Here is a 15,494-nt window from a genome sequence, read left to right as displayed (position 1 = left end):
CGTGGGTGTCATGGTCACCGCAGTCAGGCATCTCGGCCCCAACTGGTACGCCTCCGTCATGGGCACCGCCGCCCTCGCCACCGCCGGCGCCGCCGTCGGCACCGGCCCGCTCCGCGCGGTCTTCGTCGGTGTCTGGGCGCTGTCCCTGCTCCAGCTCCTCGCGCTGCTCGCCGCCCGGACCCTGCACTGGGTCCACCACCGCGACCAGGCCCGCGCCCATCTCCTCGATCCGGCGACGGCGCCCTTCTACGGATGCCTCGCCATGGCGCTGCTCGCCGTCGGCGGCGGTGCCCTGTCGCTCGGGCAGGACTGGATCGGCGCACCGGCGGCCGTGGCACTGGACGCCGTGCTGTTCACCGCGGGTACGGCCGTGGGACTGGCGGCGGCCGTGGCCGTGCCGTACCTGATGGCCGTACGGCACCGGGTGGAGCCCGGGCAGGCCACCCCGGTGTGGCTGCTGCCGCTGGTCGCGCCGATGGTGTCGGCCGCGCTCGGGCCGCGGCTCGTACCGCATCTGCCGCCGGGGCAGCCGCGCGAGACCCTGCTGCTGGCCTGCGTGGCGATGTTCGGGCTGAGCCTGCTGGCCACGCTGCTGATGCTGCCCCTGGTCTTCGCCCGGGTGATCGGCGGCGGGCCGCTGCCGCTCGCGCTGACGCCGACGTTCTTCCTGGTGCTGGGGCCGCTCGGGCAGTCCACCACGGCGGTCGGCGCGTTCGCCGACCTCGCGCCCGGCGTCGTACCGGCGCCCTACGACGGCGGGTTCGGCGTGCTCGCCGTGCTCTACGGCGTTCCGGTCATGGGGTTCGCGCTGCTGTGGCTGGCGCTGTCCGTCGCGCACGTGGCGCGGGCCCGGCGGCAGGGGATGCGGTTCGCGATGACCTGGTGGGCGTTCACCTTCCCGGTGGGGACGTGCGTCACGGGCGCGGCGGCGCTGGCCCGGCACACCGGGCTCGCCGTCTACGACGGGCTGGCGCTCGGTCTGTACGGGCTGCTCGTCGTCGGCTGGTTCGCGGCGGCGTCCGGCACGGTGCGCGGGCTGCTCGGCGGTGAGCTGCTCGCGGGGCCCGCGTCGGCCCCCGCGGCGCCGCTGCCGGTGACGGGCCGCACCACGTCGGGCGCCGCCCGCTGACCAGCCCGCCGGGCGGGCCGGGGTTCGACCGGACGGGTGCGCCGGTCCGTGGCGCCGGCGAGGCCCCGTCAGCGCTGCCGGTCGTGGACGGCCTCGATGTGCTCGGCCACCGCCACCACGATCACCCGGGTGTCGGGGACCGTCGCGCGCCAGCGGTGGCGGACGCCACCGGTGAGGTAGAGGGTGTCGCCGCGGCCGAGGCGGTAGGCGCGGCCCTCGGCCTCGATCTCCACGGCGCCGTCGGCGACGTACATCAGCTCGTCGTTGCGGTGCTGGAACTCACGGCCGGCGTCGTGGTCGCCGGTGAACTCCGAGGCGTGCAGCTGGTGGTGGCCGCGGACCAGGGAGCGCACCTTGGGCGCGAAGTCCGCCTCGGCGGTCTCGGCCCGTACGACGTCCACGCTGCACGCCGGGTCGGCGGCGGCGAGGAGTTCCACGGCCGTGGTGCGCAGGGCGTCGGCGAGCTTCTCCAGGGAGGTGCGGCTGGGGCGGGCCCTGTCGTTCTCGATCTGGCTCAGGAAGGGCACCGACAGGCCGCTGCGCTCGGCCACGACGGCGAGGGTCAGCTCCAGCGCGCGACGGCGCCGCCGTACTGCCGCGCCCACTCGCACGGGCTGCTGGTCTTTGTGGTCGCCCATCGCTCCGGCTCCCTCCTTCGCTCGTCGTTCCGTCCCGCGGGCGCGCCGCTCGGGGCACACCCCTCCTGATGGGTTCTCTGCACCCTACGCATGTTCGGCAAACCGTTTCAGGCGGCCGTCACATCCCTGTCACGTCCGGTGACCCCGACCCTCACGGTTCGCGCCAGTGCCCGCGCTCGCCGAACGCGCCGGGCGCGGGCTCCTCGTCCGGGACGAAAGCGCTGCCCAGAAGGGCCGGACGGGCGGCGGACCGGCGCGGGTGCGGCCCGCCCCGGGGAGGCGCGGGCCCGGCCCGCGGCCCCGGCCGGGGCCGCGGCGTCCACCGGCTCCCGGAGCCGCCCGGCCGGCGCGCGTCCCCCGGGACAGGGCGAGGGGACACGCAGGAGTGCGGCGCGTGGGCGGGCGGCGGTGTCTCCGGTGGCGCCCCGGCCCGGCGGCGCCGGGCCGAGCCGCTGCTCAGAGCGGGCCCGCCGGACCCCGAAGTCCCTTGGCGCGCAGCGGAGTCGGCGGCCGGTGGCGGGGCGGTGACAGCCCGGTCCCGCGGTGTCCCGGCGGACCGCGGACCCGTCCGGGGCGCGCTCGGCGCGGCGGGCGTGAGCGCGGCGCGCTTCGAACGCCCGATCGGGGCTTCCGCCGGAGGGAACGGCGAGGTCCGGGCAGCGCCGTAGCGCTATGTGGTTGGCCGGATCCTTTTCGTAGGCGCGGCCGGGTCCGGACGGGCCGGGAACGAGCGGGGGCGGGAGGGGCGGGTGCCGCCCCTCCCCTCCCGCCGGGTCACTTCCCGACCGGCGCCCACTTGTCGACGAGGCCCGGGTTCTTCTTCAGCCAGGCGCGGACCGCCGACTGCTCGCCGCCCTGGCCCGCCTTCTGGATCTCGGCCTCCAGGCCGGTGAGCTGCTTCTCCGTCATGGAGAAGTCCTTGAGCCAGCTCCCGACCCGCGGATTGTCGTCGGCGAAGCCCTTGCGGGACAGGGTGTGCACGCCGTCCCCGCTGCCCCAGGCGCCCTTGGGGTCGTCGAGCTTCTTCAGGCCGTACTCGCTGTACGCCCAGTGCGGCGACCACAGGGTGACCAGGATCGGCTGCTTCTTGGCGTAGGCCCGCTTGAGCTCGGCGAGCATGGCGGGCGTGGAGCCGTCGACGACCCGGTAGGTGCCGTCGAGGCCGTACTCCTTGAGGACCTTGGTCCTGAGCAGGCCCATCATGCCGGCGCTGGGCTCGATGCCGACGACCTTGCCGCCGAACTCGGAGGCGTGGCTCTTCAGGTCCGCAAGGGAGTTCACGTCCTTCACGTACGAGGGGACGGTCAGCTCCAGGGAGGTGGGTCCGTACCACTTGCCGAGGTCGTCGAGCTGCTTGCCGTACTTCTTCCAGTACTCGGCGTGGGTGGTGGGCAGCCAGGAGTCGGTCTCGAAGTCGAGCTGGCCGGTGGCGAGGCCGGTGTAGAGGGGGCCGGCCGCGTACTGGGCGGTGGTCACCTTGTAGCCGCGCTGCTCCAGGAGCTCCTTCCAGAGGAAGGTGGAGGCGATGCCCTCGTCCCAGGGGATGTAGCCGATCTTGATCTCCTTGCCCTGGCCCACGTTGGTCGCGGACGACGCGTCCGCGGTGCCGGAGGCGGAGCCGAAGACGCCCATGCCGCCGGCGACCAGGGCCAGGACGACCACGCCGACGACGGCGACGACCGGGCGGGGGCGGTAGGTCCACGGGGTGGGGCGGGCCTTGGCGGCGGCGCGGCGGCCGAGCGGGGAGAGCTGGGTGCCGAGCGCGCTGGTCATGCGGTCGAGGTAGATGGCGAGGACGACGATGCCCACGCCCGCCTCGAAGCCGAAGCCGATGTCGAGCTGGCCGATGGCCTCGTTCACGGCGCCGCCGAGGCCGCCGGTGCCGACCATGCCGGCGATGACGACCATCGACAGGCCCAGCATGATGACCTGGTTGACGCCGGCCATGATGGTCGGCAGGGCGAGCGGCAGCTGGACGCGGAGCAGGGTGTCCCGGGGCGGGGTGCCGAACGCCTCGGCGGCCTCGACCAGTTCGGCGTCGACCTGGCGGATGCCCAGCTCGGTCATGCGGACGCCGGGGGCGAGCGCGAAGATCAGGGTGGCGATGACGCCCGCGGCGGTGCCCAGGCCGAAGAAGAGGATGGCCGGGATCAGCAGGACCATCGACGGCATGGTCTGGAGCAGGTCCAGGGCCGGCCGCACGGTCGCGCTGACCGCCCTGGAGCGGGCCGCCCAGATGCCCAGCGGCACCGAGACGACCAGCGCGATCACGGTGGCGACGAGGACCAGCGCCAGGGTGGACATGGCCCGGTCCCACAGGTCGAGCGAGTCGACCAGCGCGAACCCGGCGAAGGCGAGGACGCCCGCGCCGAAGCCGCGCAGCCACCAGGCCAGTACCGCGAGGATGCCCGCGAGCAGCAGCGGTTCGGGGGCGGTGAGGACGGCGTCGATGCCGTCGTACATGCCTTCGACGACCGCGCGGACCGCGTCGAAGAGCCAGGACATGTGGGCGACCAGCCAGTCGACGCCGGAGTCGACCCAGTCGCCGAGACGCAGCCTAGGCACGGGCGGTCACCTTCTCCCCACCGTCGCAGACCACGGGTTCGCTCTCTTCCTCCGGTTTCTCCTCCGACAGGAAGCCGATCAGCCGCTCCCTCGGTACGACGCCCACGACGGCGCCGGTCTCGTCCAGTACGGCGACGGGGTGCGGCAACCGGGCGCTGAGCGCGCACAGTTCGGTGAACGGGGTGCCGGGGGACGCCGTCGCGCAGCCGCAGCCGGCCTCGTCGCCGCGCACGTCGGTGTCCATGACGGCGGCGGCAGTGAGCACCCGGGAGCGGTCGACGTCCTGGGTGAAGGAGGCCACGTAGTCGTCGGCGGGACGCAGCAGGATGTCCTCGGCGGTGCCGGTCTGGACGACCCGGCCGTCGCGCATCACGGCGATGCGGTCGCCCAGGCGCATGGCCTCGTTGAGGTCGTGGGTGATGAAGACGATCGTCTTCTTCAGGGTCTTCTGGAGTTCCAGGAGCTGGTCCTGCATGTCGCGGCGGATCAGCGGGTCGAGGGCGCTGAACGACTCGTCCATCAGGAGCAGGTCGGCGTCGGTGGCCAGGGCGCGGGCCAGGCCGACGCGCTGCTGCATACCGCCGGACAGCTCGTCGGGCCAGGAGTCCTCCCAGCCGGCCAGACCGCACAGGGCGAGCGCCTCGTCGGCGCGGCGGACGCGCTCGGCGCGGGGCACGCCCTGCACGGCCAGGCCGTAGGCGGCGTTGTCACGGACGCTGCGGTGCGGGAAGAGCGCGAAGTGCTGGAAGACCATGCTGATCTTCCGGGAGCGCAGGTCGCGCAGTTCACGGTCGGTGAGCGCGGTGAGGTCCTGGCCGTCGAAGCGGACCTGTCCCGCGGTCGGTTCCAGCAGGCCGTTGAGCATGCGCAGCAGCGTGGACTTGCCGGAGCCGGACAGGCCCATCACCACGAATATCTCGCCGGGGTCGACCTGGAAGGAGGCGTCGATCACGGCGGCGGTGGTGCCGTCGGCGCGCAGCTCCTCCCGGTCGGCGCCCTGCCGAAGCCGTTCCACCGCTGCGTCCGGTCGTCTGCCGAACACCTTGAACAGGTGCTCGGTCTCAAGCCTGGGTGACACACGAACCTCTCTCTGGGGCGCCCGGCCGGGGGCGGCGGCGCCTCGGGGTACACGACAAAAGCCGCGCCTGCCCTGGGCCGTGAAGATCAAACGCGGACGTGGCCCAGGTCACGCCGTGGTGCGCAGAACGCAACCCGTTGCGCGACAGCGTGTCGTCAGTGCCGTACGGCATGATGCGAGGCGTGACCGCGCGACTGATGCTTCTCGACACCGCCTCGCTGTACTTCCGCGCCTACTTCGGCGTCCCCGACTCCGTGCGGGCCCCGGACGGCACGCCGGTGAACGCCGTGCGCGGGCTGCTGGACTTCATCGACCGGCTGGTCAGGGACCACCGCCCGGACCGGCTGGTGGCCTGCATGGACGCCGACTGGCGGCCGCAGTGGCGGGTCGACCTCATCCCCTCCTACAAGGCGCACCGGGTCGCCGAGGAGCGCGCGGGCGGACCGGACCAGGAGGAGGTGCCGGACACCCTCTCGCCGCAGGTGCCGGTCATCGAGGAGGTGCTGGACGCGCTCGGCATCGCCCGGGTCGGTGTGGCCGGCTACGAGGCGGACGACGTGATCGGCACCTTCACGGCACGCGCCGACGGCCCGGTCGACATCGTCACCGGCGACCGCGACCTGTACCAGCTGGTGGACGACGCGCGCGGGGTGCGGGTGCTGTACCCGCTCAAGGGCGTCGGCACGCTCCAGACGACCGACGAGGCGTGGCTGCGCGAGAAGTACGGGGTGGACGGAGCCGGGTACGCGGATCTGGCGCTGCTGCGCGGCGACCCGAGCGACGGTCTGCCGGGCGTGCCGGGCATCGGGGAGAAGACCGCGGCCAAACTGCTCGCCGAGTTCGGCGACCTGGCCGGGATCATGGCCGCGGTCGACGATCCCGGGGCGAAGCTCACCCCCTCGCAGCGCAGGCGGCTGGACGAGGCCCGGCCGTACGTCGCCGTCGCGCCGACGGTCGTGCGGGTGGCCGGTGACGTACCGCTGCCGGACGTCGACACCGCGCTGCCGAAGGCCCCGCGCGACCCGGCCGCACTGGACGCGCTGGCGGCGCGCTGGGGGCTGGGCGGCTCGCTGCACCGGCTCCTGCTGACACTCGGCGGCTGACCCGGCGGCCGACTTGGCAGCGGACGGAATGCTGTCAAAGAATTATTCAGGCAAAACACGCTCATCAAGTGTTCATGGAAGAGGTGTTAACTGGGAAGGAGGTGCTAACTTAGGTAAACCTAACCAATGGAGCAGGGAGGCCGATCATGGCAGAGCGCCCGGGACGTAAGCCGCGTAAGCCCCAATCCGCCCAGGTGGTACGCACCGAACGGCTGTCCCCGCACATGCAGCGGGTGGTTCTCGGCGGTGACGGACTGGCCGGCTTCGCCGCGGACACCTGCACCGACCACTACGTCAAACTCCTCTTCGGACCCGCGGGCGTCACCTACCCGGAACCCTTCGACCTGGAGCGGATCCGCGCCGAGTTCCCGCGCGAGCACTGGCCGGTGACCCGGACCTACACCGTCCGTTCCTGGAACCCCGAGCACCGCGAGCTGACCCTGGACTTCGTCGTGCACGGCGACGAGGGTCTGGCCGGGCCGTGGGCGTGCCGTGTCCGGCCGGGCGAGACCGTGCGCTTCATGGGTCCCGGCGGCGCCTACGCCCCCGACACCGACGCCGACTGGCACCTGCTCGCCGGGGACGAGAGCGCGCTGCCCGCGATCGCCCGCTCCCTGGAGTCCCTGCCCGCCGGGTCGAAGGCCTTCGCCTTCATCGAGGTCTCCGGTCCGGAGGAGGAGCAGAAGATCGACTCCGATGTGGAGGTCGTCTGGCTGCACCGGGGCGAGCGGCCGGTCGGCGAGGCCCTGGTGGCCGCGGTACAGGCGCTGGAGTTCCCGGCGGGCCGGGTGCACGCCTTCGTCCACGGCGAGGCGAGCTTCGTGAAGGAGCTGCGGGCGCTGCTGCGGGTCGAGCGCGGGATCGCGCGCGAGGACCTGTCGATCTCCGGTTACTGGCGTCTCGGCCACAACGAGGACGGCTGGCAGGCCTCCAAGCGCGAGTGGAACGCCCGCATCGAGGCCGAGCAGGAGAGCGGCGGCGCGGCGGCGGCCTGAGGCCCGAGGATGCCTGGAGCCTGAGGATGCCTGGAGCCTGAGGCCTGGGGCCTGGGGCCTGGGGCCTGGGGCCTGGGGCCTGAGAAAACCGTGAGACCGGCGGCGCCCAGGGGTGCCGCCGACCCGTGATCGACTCGCGCTCCCGCACCGGCATGCCGAGTGCGTCGGACAGCGCCCCGAAGACCGTGCCGAGCGGGACGGCGGCCGCCGTCGGCACGGACACGCCGGTCACGCCGGTGATCACGCCCGGCAGTCCGCGCCACGCCGCGCCGAGCAGCGCGACGATCAGCGACTGGCCCGCGGTGACCGGGCCGTCGTGCACCACGTCGCCGTCCATCAGCGCGGCCCGGCCGACCGGGGTGCCCGGGAAGCGGTCGAGGGTGCCGCGCCGGATCTCCTCCGACGCGCCCGTGCCCGCCCACCCGGTGGAGCCGAGGGCGCTCATCACGACCACGCCCGGCACCGGGTGGCCGACGACGTTCCCGAAGAGGCCGCCGAACAGGACCGGCTGGATCACCGGCTGGATCACCGGCTGGATCACCGGCTGGATCAGGGCGATGACCGCGAGCGCGGGCCGGCGGGCGGACACCAGCAGCTGACGCCGGGTCATGAACCAGGTCCGGGAGAAGGCGCCGCTCATCGCGCGCCACCGGCGAGGGCGGGGGAACCCGTCAGCGCCGCGAGTCGAGCGCCACCGTCGACGCACGCGATGTATCGCGTACAAAAGGGCCCCGCGAGGGCGTGAGGACTTGGGCCCGCACCGGACACGCCTTGGTGACGCGTCCGAAACAGCGCGTCCCTAATTTCTGTCGCCCGACAGGAAATAGGCCTCACAGGCAGGTGCCGCCGTGACGACACTCGACGACCGCTCCGTGGAACCCGACGACCGCTCCCTGGAGGAGTTCGGCTACCGCCAGGAGCTGCACCGCAGCCTCGGCCGGTACGCCTCCTTCGCCGCCGGGTTCTCCTTCATCTCCGTACTGACGACCGTCTTCCAGTTCTTCGCCTTCGGGTACGCGTTCGGCGGCCCGGTCTTCTTCTGGGCCTGGCCGGCCGTGCTGACCGGCCAGTTGCTGGTGGCCGCCTGCTTCGCCGAGCTGGCCGGGCGCTATCCGATCTCGGGCGCGATCTACCAGTGGTCCTCACGCCTGTCCAACCCGGCCTTCGGCTGGTTCGCCGGCTGGATCATGGTGATCGGGCAGGTCGTGGTGGTCGCGGCGGCCGCGCTGGCGCTCCAGATGGTGCTGCCCGCGCTGTGGTCCGGCTTCCAGCTGATCGGCACCGACCCCGCGCCCACCTCGGCCGACGGAGCCGCCAACGCGGCCGTCCTGGGCGTCGTGCTGCTGGCGCTGACCACTCTGGTGAACGTCCTGGACAACCGCGTGATGTCCGTGATCAACCGGGTCGGGGTGACCGCCGAGATCATCGGCGCGGTGCTGATCATCGTGCTGCTGCTCACCCACTCCGAGCGCTCCCCCGGCATCACGTTCCACACCGGGACGGCCGCCGGGTCCGGTCTGCTGGGCGCGCTCCTGGTGGGCTCGTTCACCGCCGCGTACGTGATGATCGGCTTCGACAGCGCGGGCGAGATGAGCGAGGAGACGCACCACCCCCGGCGGACCGCGCCGCGCACGATTCTCACGGCGCTGGCCGCCGCGGGACTGCTCGGCGGGCTGGTCGTGCTGGGCGGCCTGCTGGCCGCGCCCAGCCTCACCGACGGGCACCTGGGGGTCGACGGCCTGAGCTACGTCCTGACCAGCAGCCTCGGGGACGGGGTGGGCCGGGTGCTGCTGGCCGACGTGGTGGTGGCCATCGCGGTCGCGACGCTGGCGATCCAGACCGCGGCCTCCCGGATGCTCTTCTCCATGGCACGCGACGGGCAGCTCCCGTTCGCCCCGCGGCTGGCCCGGGTGAACCCCCGTACGGGCATGCCGGCCGCGCCGGCCGTGGCGGTCGGGGTGCTCGCCGCCGTACTGCTGCTGCTGAACTTCGTCTCGCCGGACGCGTTCCTCGCGATCGGGACCACGTGCATCGTGATGCTGTACCTCGCCTACGCGATGGTGACCGGACCGCTGCTGGTGCGGCGGCTGCGGGGTGAGTTCCGGGTCGAGGGCACGGACGAGACCGGGGCACCGCTGTTCTCGCTGGGGCGCTGGGGCGTGCCGGTGAACGCGGTCGCGCTGCTCTACGGGCTGCTCATGGCCGTGAACCTGGCCTGGCCCCGGGCGGCGGTGTACGACCCGGCGGGCGGGCACTGGTACTTCCGGTGGTTCACGGTCCTCTTCCTGGCCGCGACGGTGGGGCTGGGAGCCTGGTGGAGGCTGACGCGCGCGGAGCGGCGGGCGGCCGTTCCCGTGCCCGAGGCGGTCTAGCGCGCGGCGCTGCGCCTACCCTGGCTGCACATGAGACGGAAGACCCCTGCCCCGCCCTCTCCCCTGCCCCAGCGCCGGGGGGTGGACCCGGTCCGGGTGCGGCTGCCCTTCTCCGGCGAGTGGGCCACCGTCGGCGAGTACCTCGTGGCCCGGCTCTCCGGAGCCGGGCCCGGTGCCGTCGCGGAGATGCTGGACTCGGGGCTCGTCGTGGATGCCGACGGACGACCGGTCGGCGCCCGCACCCCCTACGCCCCCGGTCTCTACCTCTGGTTCCACCGTGAGCTGCCCCCCGAGGTTCCCGTCCCCTTCCCCCTCGACGTCGTCCACCGCGACGCCCACATCGTCGTCGCCGACAAACCGCACTTCCTCGCCACCACCCCCCGCGGCAGTCACGTCACCGAGACCGCGCTGGCGCGGCTGCGGCGGGAGCTGGGGATTCCCTCGCTCGGGGCCGCGCACCGGCTGGACCGGCTCACCGCCGGGCTCGTGCTGTTCACGGTGCGGCCCGAGGAACGGGGGGCGTACCAGACGCTGTTCAGCGAGCGCCGGGTGCGCAAGGAGTACGAGGCGATCGCGCCGTACGACCCCTCGCTCGCGCTGCCGCGGACCGTGCGCAGCCGCATCCTGAAGGAGCGGGGGGTGCCGGCGGCCCGGGAGATCGAGGGGGAGCCCAATGCGCAGACCCTCGTCGAACTGGTCGAGCGCCGGGGGGAGCTGGGGCGGTACCGGCTCACCCCGCTCACCGGGCAGACCCATCAGCTGCGGGTCCACATGAGCGCGCTGGGCGTGCCGATCCTCGGCGATCCGCTGTATCCGGTGGTGACCGGCCCCGTGCCGGACGGTGACTTCCGGCGGCCGCTGCAACTGCTGGCGCGGCGGCTGGAGTTCACCGATCCGGTCACGGGGGTGGCGCATCGGCTGTGCAGCGGGCGTTCGCTGCGGGCCTGGGAGGCGTACGAGGAGTGGGCCGGTCACCGGGTCCGTTAGCGGCCCAGCCACCAGCGGCGCAGCCGTGGCCAGATGCCGGCCGGCCGGGCCGCCACCGGTTCCGGCGCGGGCACCGGGGCGGGTGCGGGTGCGGGCCGGGGCGTGACCGGCTCGGCCGCCACGGGGTGCGGGGCGGGGGCCGGGCGGACCGTGCCGACCTGCCAGTCGGTGCGCTGCGGCGGGACCAGCGCGGGACTCGGCATGAGGGTCACGTCCTGCTTCGGCTTGGGGTCGAAGCGCACCGGCAGCCGCACCAGGTGCCGGGAGGCGATCGACGCCCGCCAGCTCAGCTCGTCCTCGTCGCAGTCGAGCTGGATGTCGGAGAGCCGGGTCAGCAGCTGGTCGACGCCGACGGCCGCGATGGCGCGGCCGATGTCCTGGCCGGGGCACTCGTGCGGGCCGCCGCCGAAGGCGAGGTGGGAGCGGTTGCCCTGCATGTTGGCGTTCAGGTCGGGGCGGATGCGCGGGTCGACGTTGCCCGGCCCGGGCGCGTAGAGCAGTCCGTCGCCCTTGCGGATGCGCTGGCCGCCGAGTTCCGTGTCCTGCTTGGCGAAGTAGGCGAAGACCGTGCTGAACGGCGGTTCGTCCCACAGGGACTGCTCGATCGCCTCCTCCACCGTCATCTGGCCGCCGTTGAGCTGGGCGCGGAAGCCGGGCTCGGTGAGGACCATGCGCAGGGCGTTGGCGAGGAGGTTGGCGGTGGTCTCGTAGGCGGCGATGAGCCCGACCCGCAGGTGCTGGGCGACCTCGTCGTCGTTGAGCCGGGCGGGGTGGTTGACGAGGTGGCTGGTGAAGTCGTCCTCGGGACGGGTCCGGCGGCGGGCGGTGAGCCGGGTCAGACAGCCCATCACGTACTCGTTGCTGGCGATCGCGGTCTCGGTGCCCTTGAGCATGTCCCGGGCCGCCTCGACGATCCGCTCGTTGTACTCCTCCGGCATGCCGAACAGTTCGCACATCACCGCCATCGGCAGGTACTCCGAGTACTGGGAGACCAGGTCGGCGCGGCCCTTCTCGCAGAACTCGTTGACCAGCAGCTGGGTGTAGCGGCCGATGAGGCGCCGGATGCTGCGGTTGTCGATGGTGCTCATGGCGCCCATGACGGCGGCCCGCAGCCGCTGGTGCTCGTCGCCCTCGGCGTGGGAGCAGATGGGCTGCCAGGCGATGTGCGGCATGAGGGGGTGGTCGGGTTTGACCATGCCCTCGCGCAGCGGGGTCCAGATCCGGCTGTCCCGGGTGAAGACGGTGGGGGTGCGGACCATCTGGAGGTTCTCGGTGAGTCCGAGCACCACCCAGACCGGTACGTCGTCGTGGAGCAGGACGGGCGCCACGGCGCCGTGTTCCTCGCGCAGTCTCTCGTACAGCCCGCCCAGGTGGTCCGCGTCGGCGCCGTAGAGCCGCTGGAGTCCGCCGGGGCCGCGGTCGTGCGCGGGGCAGCAGGGCGGCGGGACGTGGTCCGTGCCGGTCCCGGCCGTGGAGGGGGATTCAGGCGTCACAGTGATCGCTCCGGAAGAGGTGTCAGGTGAGCGCGCCGGACATGGCGAGCGAGTGCAGGAAGCGCATGAGGGTCATCAGGACGTCCCGGCTGGAGGCCCGGCGGCGGGCGTCGCACTCGACGATGGGGATCTCGGGGGGCAGGTCGAGCGCGGCCCGCAGATCCTCGATGGGGTAACGCGGCCCGTCCGGGAAGGAGTTGACGGCGACGACGAACGGGACCCCGCGTTCCTCCAGACGGCCCATGACGTCGAAGCTGACCTCCAGGCGCCGGGTGTCGATGAGGACGACCGCGCCGAGGGCGCCTTCGAACAGCCCGTTCCACAGGAACCAGAAGCGTTCCTGGCCCGGGGTGCCGAAGAGGTAGAGCACCAGCTGGTCGGTGATGCTGATGCGGCCGAAGTCCATGGCCACGGTGGTGGCGGTCTTGGAGTCGGAGCCGTAGTTGTCGTCGACCCCGATGCCGGCCTGGGTCATGGTCTCCTCGGTGGTCAGCGGTCTGATCTCGCTGACGGAACCGACCATGGTGGTCTTGCCGACCCCGAACCCGCCCACGATGACGATCTTCACCGCGGCCTGCGCGGTGTGCGGCAGATGGTCCGCGGTGCGTGGGCCGGGGATCAGGTCAGAGCTTTTGAAGTCCATGCATCACCGCTTCGAGGAGTGAACGGTCGGGAAGCGCCTGGCGGACGATCGGGGCGCGCGCCTGCACCAGTTCGGCCGTGATCAGCTCGGTGATCAGTGCGGTCATAGCGCTGAACGGCAGGTTGAGATAGGCCGAGAGCTCGGCCACGGACAGGGGCGCGAGACAGAGCCGCAGCAGCACCGACTGCTCCGGTGTGACGGAGGGCGGGGGGTCGGCTCGCGCCACGATTAAGGTGACGAGGTCGAGTTCGGCCCGGCCGCCGTCGGCCCCGCTGATGACGTAGAGCCGCTCGGGGTTCTTGTTGTCGCCGTCCTCGCCGTCGGGGACCGGCGGCACGGCCGCGGGAGGCGGTGGGCCGACGGGTCGGGGGACGCGCCGTTTGCGTTGCGGAGGAGTCATACGGTCTGCCCGTTCCGCCGGGGCGGGCTGGTGAGATGGGCGCCGATGCGGACGACGAGGTCGCGCATCATCTCGCTCATCCGGCCGGGTTCGCAGGTCACGTCGGCGAGCACCGCGAGGTAGGCGTTGGCGCCGGCGGACATGAGGTAGAAGTAACCTCTGTCGATCTCGATGAGCACGAGGTTCATGTCGCCGTTGCTGATGGGGAGTTCCTGGGCGACGGCGCCGGCCAGGCTCTGGACGCCCGCGCAGGCCGCGGCGAGCCGGTCGGCGGCGTCGGGGTCGCCGCCGTACCGGGCGATGCGCAGTCCGTCGGCGGAGAGGACGACGATCATCTCGACGCCCGGTACCCCGTCGGCGAGCTGCTTGAGCATCCAGTCGAAGTTGCCTCGCTGCTGGATCACTTGAGGTCCCCCTCGTCGTCGGCCTCGGTGCCGGCCGGTTCGTTGATCAGGTGCAGGTAATCGGTGGGGTTCCGGGTGAAGTCGGTGGGGTGGACACCCGGGTTGTTCTTCTTGAGTCCCTCCCAGAAGGCCTCGACCCACAGGCCGGGCTCCGGGCGCTCGGGCTCCGGCTGCTCGGGCTCCTTGTGCTGGGACCAGACGGTCGGGTTGCCCTCGCGTTCGGCGCGCTCGACGGCGGCCTGTTCGGCGAGCCGCTGGCTGAGCGGGGTCTTCATCCGGCTGCGGCGCTGCGGGAGTCCGGTGGCGGTCCACTCGGTGACCTCGGGGACGTCGTCCTCCATGGAGATCCCGGCGGGGATGCGGGGGCTGGTGGGGCGGCGCTTCTTGGGGGGCCGCTTGGGGCCTTCGAGGGCGCCGAGTTCGGGCTTGGGAATGCCGGTGGCTCCGATGCCGTGGGCGATGCCCGGGGCGGGGTCGGTGGTCATCATGTCGCTGGGCACGATCAGGACGGCGCGGACACCGCCGTACGCGGAGGCGCGCAGCGAGACGTCCATGTCGTAGGTCTTGCAGAGGCGGCCCACGACCGAGAGGCCGAGGCGCGGGTTCTCGCCGAGGACCTGGATGTCCTTGCCCTGCTTGGCCTTCTCCAGCATGCCCTCGATCCGGGCGCGGGCCTCCTCGTTGAGGCTGACGCCGGCGTCCTCGATCTCGATGCACACCCCGGACTGCACCTCGACGGCGGTGACGTGCACCTTGGTGGAGGGCGGGGAGTAGCGGGTGGCGTTGTCGAGGAGTTCGGCGGCCGCGTGGATGAGCGGCTCGACGGAGGTGCCCTTGATGTTGACCTGGCAGATGGAGTGCAGCTCGATGCGCCGGTACTCCAGGATCCGGGACATGGCGCCGCGCAGCACGCTGTAGAGGGCGACGGGGTTGGGCCACTGGCGGCCGGGGCGGCCGCCGCCGAGGACGGAGACCGAGTCGGCGAGGCGGCCGATCAGCGCGGTGCCGTGGTCGATGCGCAGCAGGTCGTCGAAGACCTCGGGGTTGCGGCCGTGGTCCTCCTCCATCTCCCGCAGTTCGTGGGCCTGCTGGTGGACGATGGCCTGGACGCGCCGGGCGACGCTGACGAACGAGCGCTCCAGGGAGTCGCGCTGGAGGTCCTCCTCGTCGACGATGTCGAGCATGACGCGGATGAGCTGGCGCTGGGACTCGGAGGCGTGGCGCATCCGGGGGTCGAGGTCGAAGACCTGGCGAATCACCTCTTTGGGGGACTCGCCGGCCTTCAGCCGGTAGAGCGCGGTCGGGAAGACCTCCTTGCCGAGGCGCTCGATCTCCTCGTCCCCGGCGGCCAGACAGCGTTCCAGATACGCACGGTGACGGTCGTGCTCGGCCCGGGCGTCCCGGAGCCTGCGGCCGCGGCGCACCGCTTCGGCCGCCGTCGTGAGCACCAGCAGCGTGCCGACGGCCCCGCACACGCCGACGGCCGTCCGGGCGGGCCCCGCCACCAGGACGACGGCGGCGGCGGTCGCCGCGGCCATCAGTATGGCGGGCAGCAACAGCACGCGCGCCAGGGAAAGTTCACGGCCATTGGGAGGCGATTGCACACTCACCATGTATGCCTTCTGAGACGAATCGGCTGGGTGTCGGGGAAGCTCGCGAGGGGAAGGTTCATGGAGCAGTCCGGATC

Annotated in this window: 13 protein-coding genes and 1 pseudogene; 5 read left to right on the top strand and 9 right to left on the bottom strand. The window is 72.6% G+C overall.

Features of this window, described 5'->3' with window-relative positions; all coding sequences use genetic code 11:
- Positions 1-10 precede the first annotated feature (10 nt).
- A complete protein-coding gene (locus ACZ619_RS11665) occupies positions 11-1,129 on the top strand; it encodes a TDT family transporter (RefSeq protein WP_469597242.1) in 1,119 nt (372 codons plus the stop codon).
- A gap of 68 nt (positions 1,130-1,197) precedes the next feature.
- Here ACZ619_RS11665 and ACZ619_RS11660 read toward each other — a convergent pair whose 3' ends face one another.
- From ACZ619_RS11660 to ACZ619_RS11650, 3 genes are all read right to left on the bottom strand, one after another.
- The gene (locus tag ACZ619_RS11660; RefSeq protein ID WP_469597240.1) at positions 1,198-1,767 is read right to left on the bottom strand and encodes a helix-turn-helix domain-containing protein; all 570 of its coding nucleotides are present in this window, start codon (positions 1,765-1,767) and stop codon (positions 1,198-1,200) included.
- Between the two features lie 774 nt (positions 1,768-2,541).
- Positions 2,542-4,332 (bottom strand): ABC transporter permease/substrate binding protein, encoded by a 1,791-nt coding sequence (locus ACZ619_RS11655; RefSeq protein ID WP_469597237.1) that lies wholly within the window; start codon positions 4,330-4,332, stop codon positions 2,542-2,544.
- Complete coding sequence (locus ACZ619_RS11650; RefSeq protein WP_469597234.1) at positions 4,325-5,410, bottom strand: quaternary amine ABC transporter ATP-binding protein; 1,086 nt, start codon at positions 5,408-5,410, stop codon at positions 4,325-4,327. The genes ACZ619_RS11655 and ACZ619_RS11650 overlap by 8 nt, the downstream gene beginning before the upstream one ends.
- 173 nt (positions 5,411-5,583) lie before the next feature.
- On the opposite strand from ACZ619_RS11650, the gene ACZ619_RS11645 reads away from it, so the two are divergent.
- Both ACZ619_RS11645 and ACZ619_RS11640 read left to right on the top strand, forming a co-directional pair.
- Positions 5,584-6,513 carry a 5'-3' exonuclease gene (locus tag ACZ619_RS11645; RefSeq protein ID WP_469597516.1) on the top strand — a complete coding sequence of 310 codons (930 nt, stop codon included), beginning with the start codon at positions 5,584-5,586 and terminating at the stop codon, positions 6,511-6,513.
- Between the two features lie 146 nt (positions 6,514-6,659).
- Positions 6,660-7,508, top strand: coding sequence for a siderophore-interacting protein (locus tag ACZ619_RS11640; RefSeq protein WP_469597230.1), 849 nt, complete (start codon positions 6,660-6,662; stop codon positions 7,506-7,508).
- A 304-nt stretch (positions 7,509-7,812) separates the two neighbouring features.
- Here ACZ619_RS11640 and ACZ619_RS11635 read toward each other — a convergent pair.
- A pseudogene (locus ACZ619_RS11635) lies at positions 7,813-8,118 on the bottom strand (ABC transporter permease); the annotation flags it as partial.
- A gap of 238 nt (positions 8,119-8,356) precedes the next feature.
- Here ACZ619_RS11635 and ACZ619_RS11630 point away from each other — a divergent pair.
- Complete coding sequence (locus ACZ619_RS11630) at positions 8,357-9,880, top strand: amino acid permease (protein WP_469597228.1); 1,524 nt, start codon at positions 8,357-8,359, stop codon at positions 9,878-9,880.
- Positions 9,881-9,910: 30 nt separating this feature from the next.
- Positions 9,911-10,867 (top strand): RluA family pseudouridine synthase, encoded by a 957-nt coding sequence (locus tag ACZ619_RS11625; protein WP_469597226.1) that lies wholly within the window; start codon positions 9,911-9,913, stop codon positions 10,865-10,867.
- Here ACZ619_RS11625 and ACZ619_RS11620 read toward each other — a convergent pair.
- From ACZ619_RS11620 to ACZ619_RS11600, 5 genes are read right to left on the bottom strand one after another with little or no spacing between them, the layout of a single operon-like run.
- Positions 10,864-12,360, bottom strand: coding sequence for a cytochrome P450 (locus tag ACZ619_RS11620; RefSeq protein WP_469597224.1), 1,497 nt, complete (start codon positions 12,358-12,360; stop codon positions 10,864-10,866). The genes ACZ619_RS11625 and ACZ619_RS11620 overlap by 4 nt on opposite strands.
- A 22-nt stretch (positions 12,361-12,382) precedes the next feature.
- Entirely contained in the window at positions 12,383-13,003 is a 621-nt protein-coding gene (locus tag ACZ619_RS11615; protein WP_469597221.1) for a GTP-binding protein, read from the bottom strand.
- Entirely contained in the window at positions 12,984-13,403 is a 420-nt protein-coding gene (locus tag ACZ619_RS11610; protein ID WP_469597219.1) for a DUF742 domain-containing protein, read from the bottom strand. The genes ACZ619_RS11615 and ACZ619_RS11610 overlap by 20 nt, the downstream gene beginning before the upstream one ends.
- The gene (locus tag ACZ619_RS11605; RefSeq protein ID WP_469597217.1) at positions 13,400-13,807 is read right to left on the bottom strand and encodes a roadblock/LC7 domain-containing protein; all 408 of its coding nucleotides are present in this window, start codon (positions 13,805-13,807) and stop codon (positions 13,400-13,402) included. The genes ACZ619_RS11610 and ACZ619_RS11605 overlap by 4 nt, the downstream gene beginning before the upstream one ends.
- Positions 13,804-15,420 (bottom strand): sensor histidine kinase, encoded by a 1,617-nt coding sequence (locus ACZ619_RS11600; protein ID WP_469597214.1) that lies wholly within the window; start codon positions 15,418-15,420, stop codon positions 13,804-13,806. Before ACZ619_RS11600 ends, ACZ619_RS11605 begins: the two co-directional genes overlap by 4 nt.
- Positions 15,421-15,494 lie beyond the last annotated feature (74 nt).

The sequence above is a fragment of the Streptomyces sp. NPDC104367 genome (genome assembly GCF_055583825.1).
This window is presented reverse-complemented; position numbering and strand designations above follow the sequence as displayed.

Coding starts and splice junctions, on each gene's coding strand:
- ACZ619_RS11665 (WP_469597242.1), top strand. CDS start 11: ATGGTCACCGCAGTCAGGCATCTCGGCCCCAACTGGTACGCCTCCGTC.
- ACZ619_RS11660 (WP_469597240.1), bottom strand. CDS start 1,767: ATGGGCGACCACAAAGACCAGCAGCCCGTGCGAGTGGGCGCGGCAGTA.
- ACZ619_RS11645 (WP_469597516.1), top strand. CDS start 5,584: ATGCGAGGCGTGACCGCGCGACTGATGCTTCTCGACACCGCCTCGCTG.
- ACZ619_RS11640 (WP_469597230.1), top strand. CDS start 6,660: ATGGCAGAGCGCCCGGGACGTAAGCCGCGTAAGCCCCAATCCGCCCAG.
- ACZ619_RS11625 (WP_469597226.1), top strand. CDS start 9,911: ATGAGACGGAAGACCCCTGCCCCGCCCTCTCCCCTGCCCCAGCGCCGG.
- ACZ619_RS11615 (WP_469597221.1), bottom strand. CDS start 13,003: ATGGACTTCAAAAGCTCTGACCTGATCCCCGGCCCACGCACCGCGGAC.
- ACZ619_RS11610 (WP_469597219.1), bottom strand. CDS start 13,403: ATGACTCCTCCGCAACGCAAACGGCGCGTCCCCCGACCCGTCGGCCCA.
- ACZ619_RS11600 (WP_469597214.1), bottom strand. CDS start 15,420: ATGGTGAGTGTGCAATCGCCTCCCAATGGCCGTGAACTTTCCCTGGCG.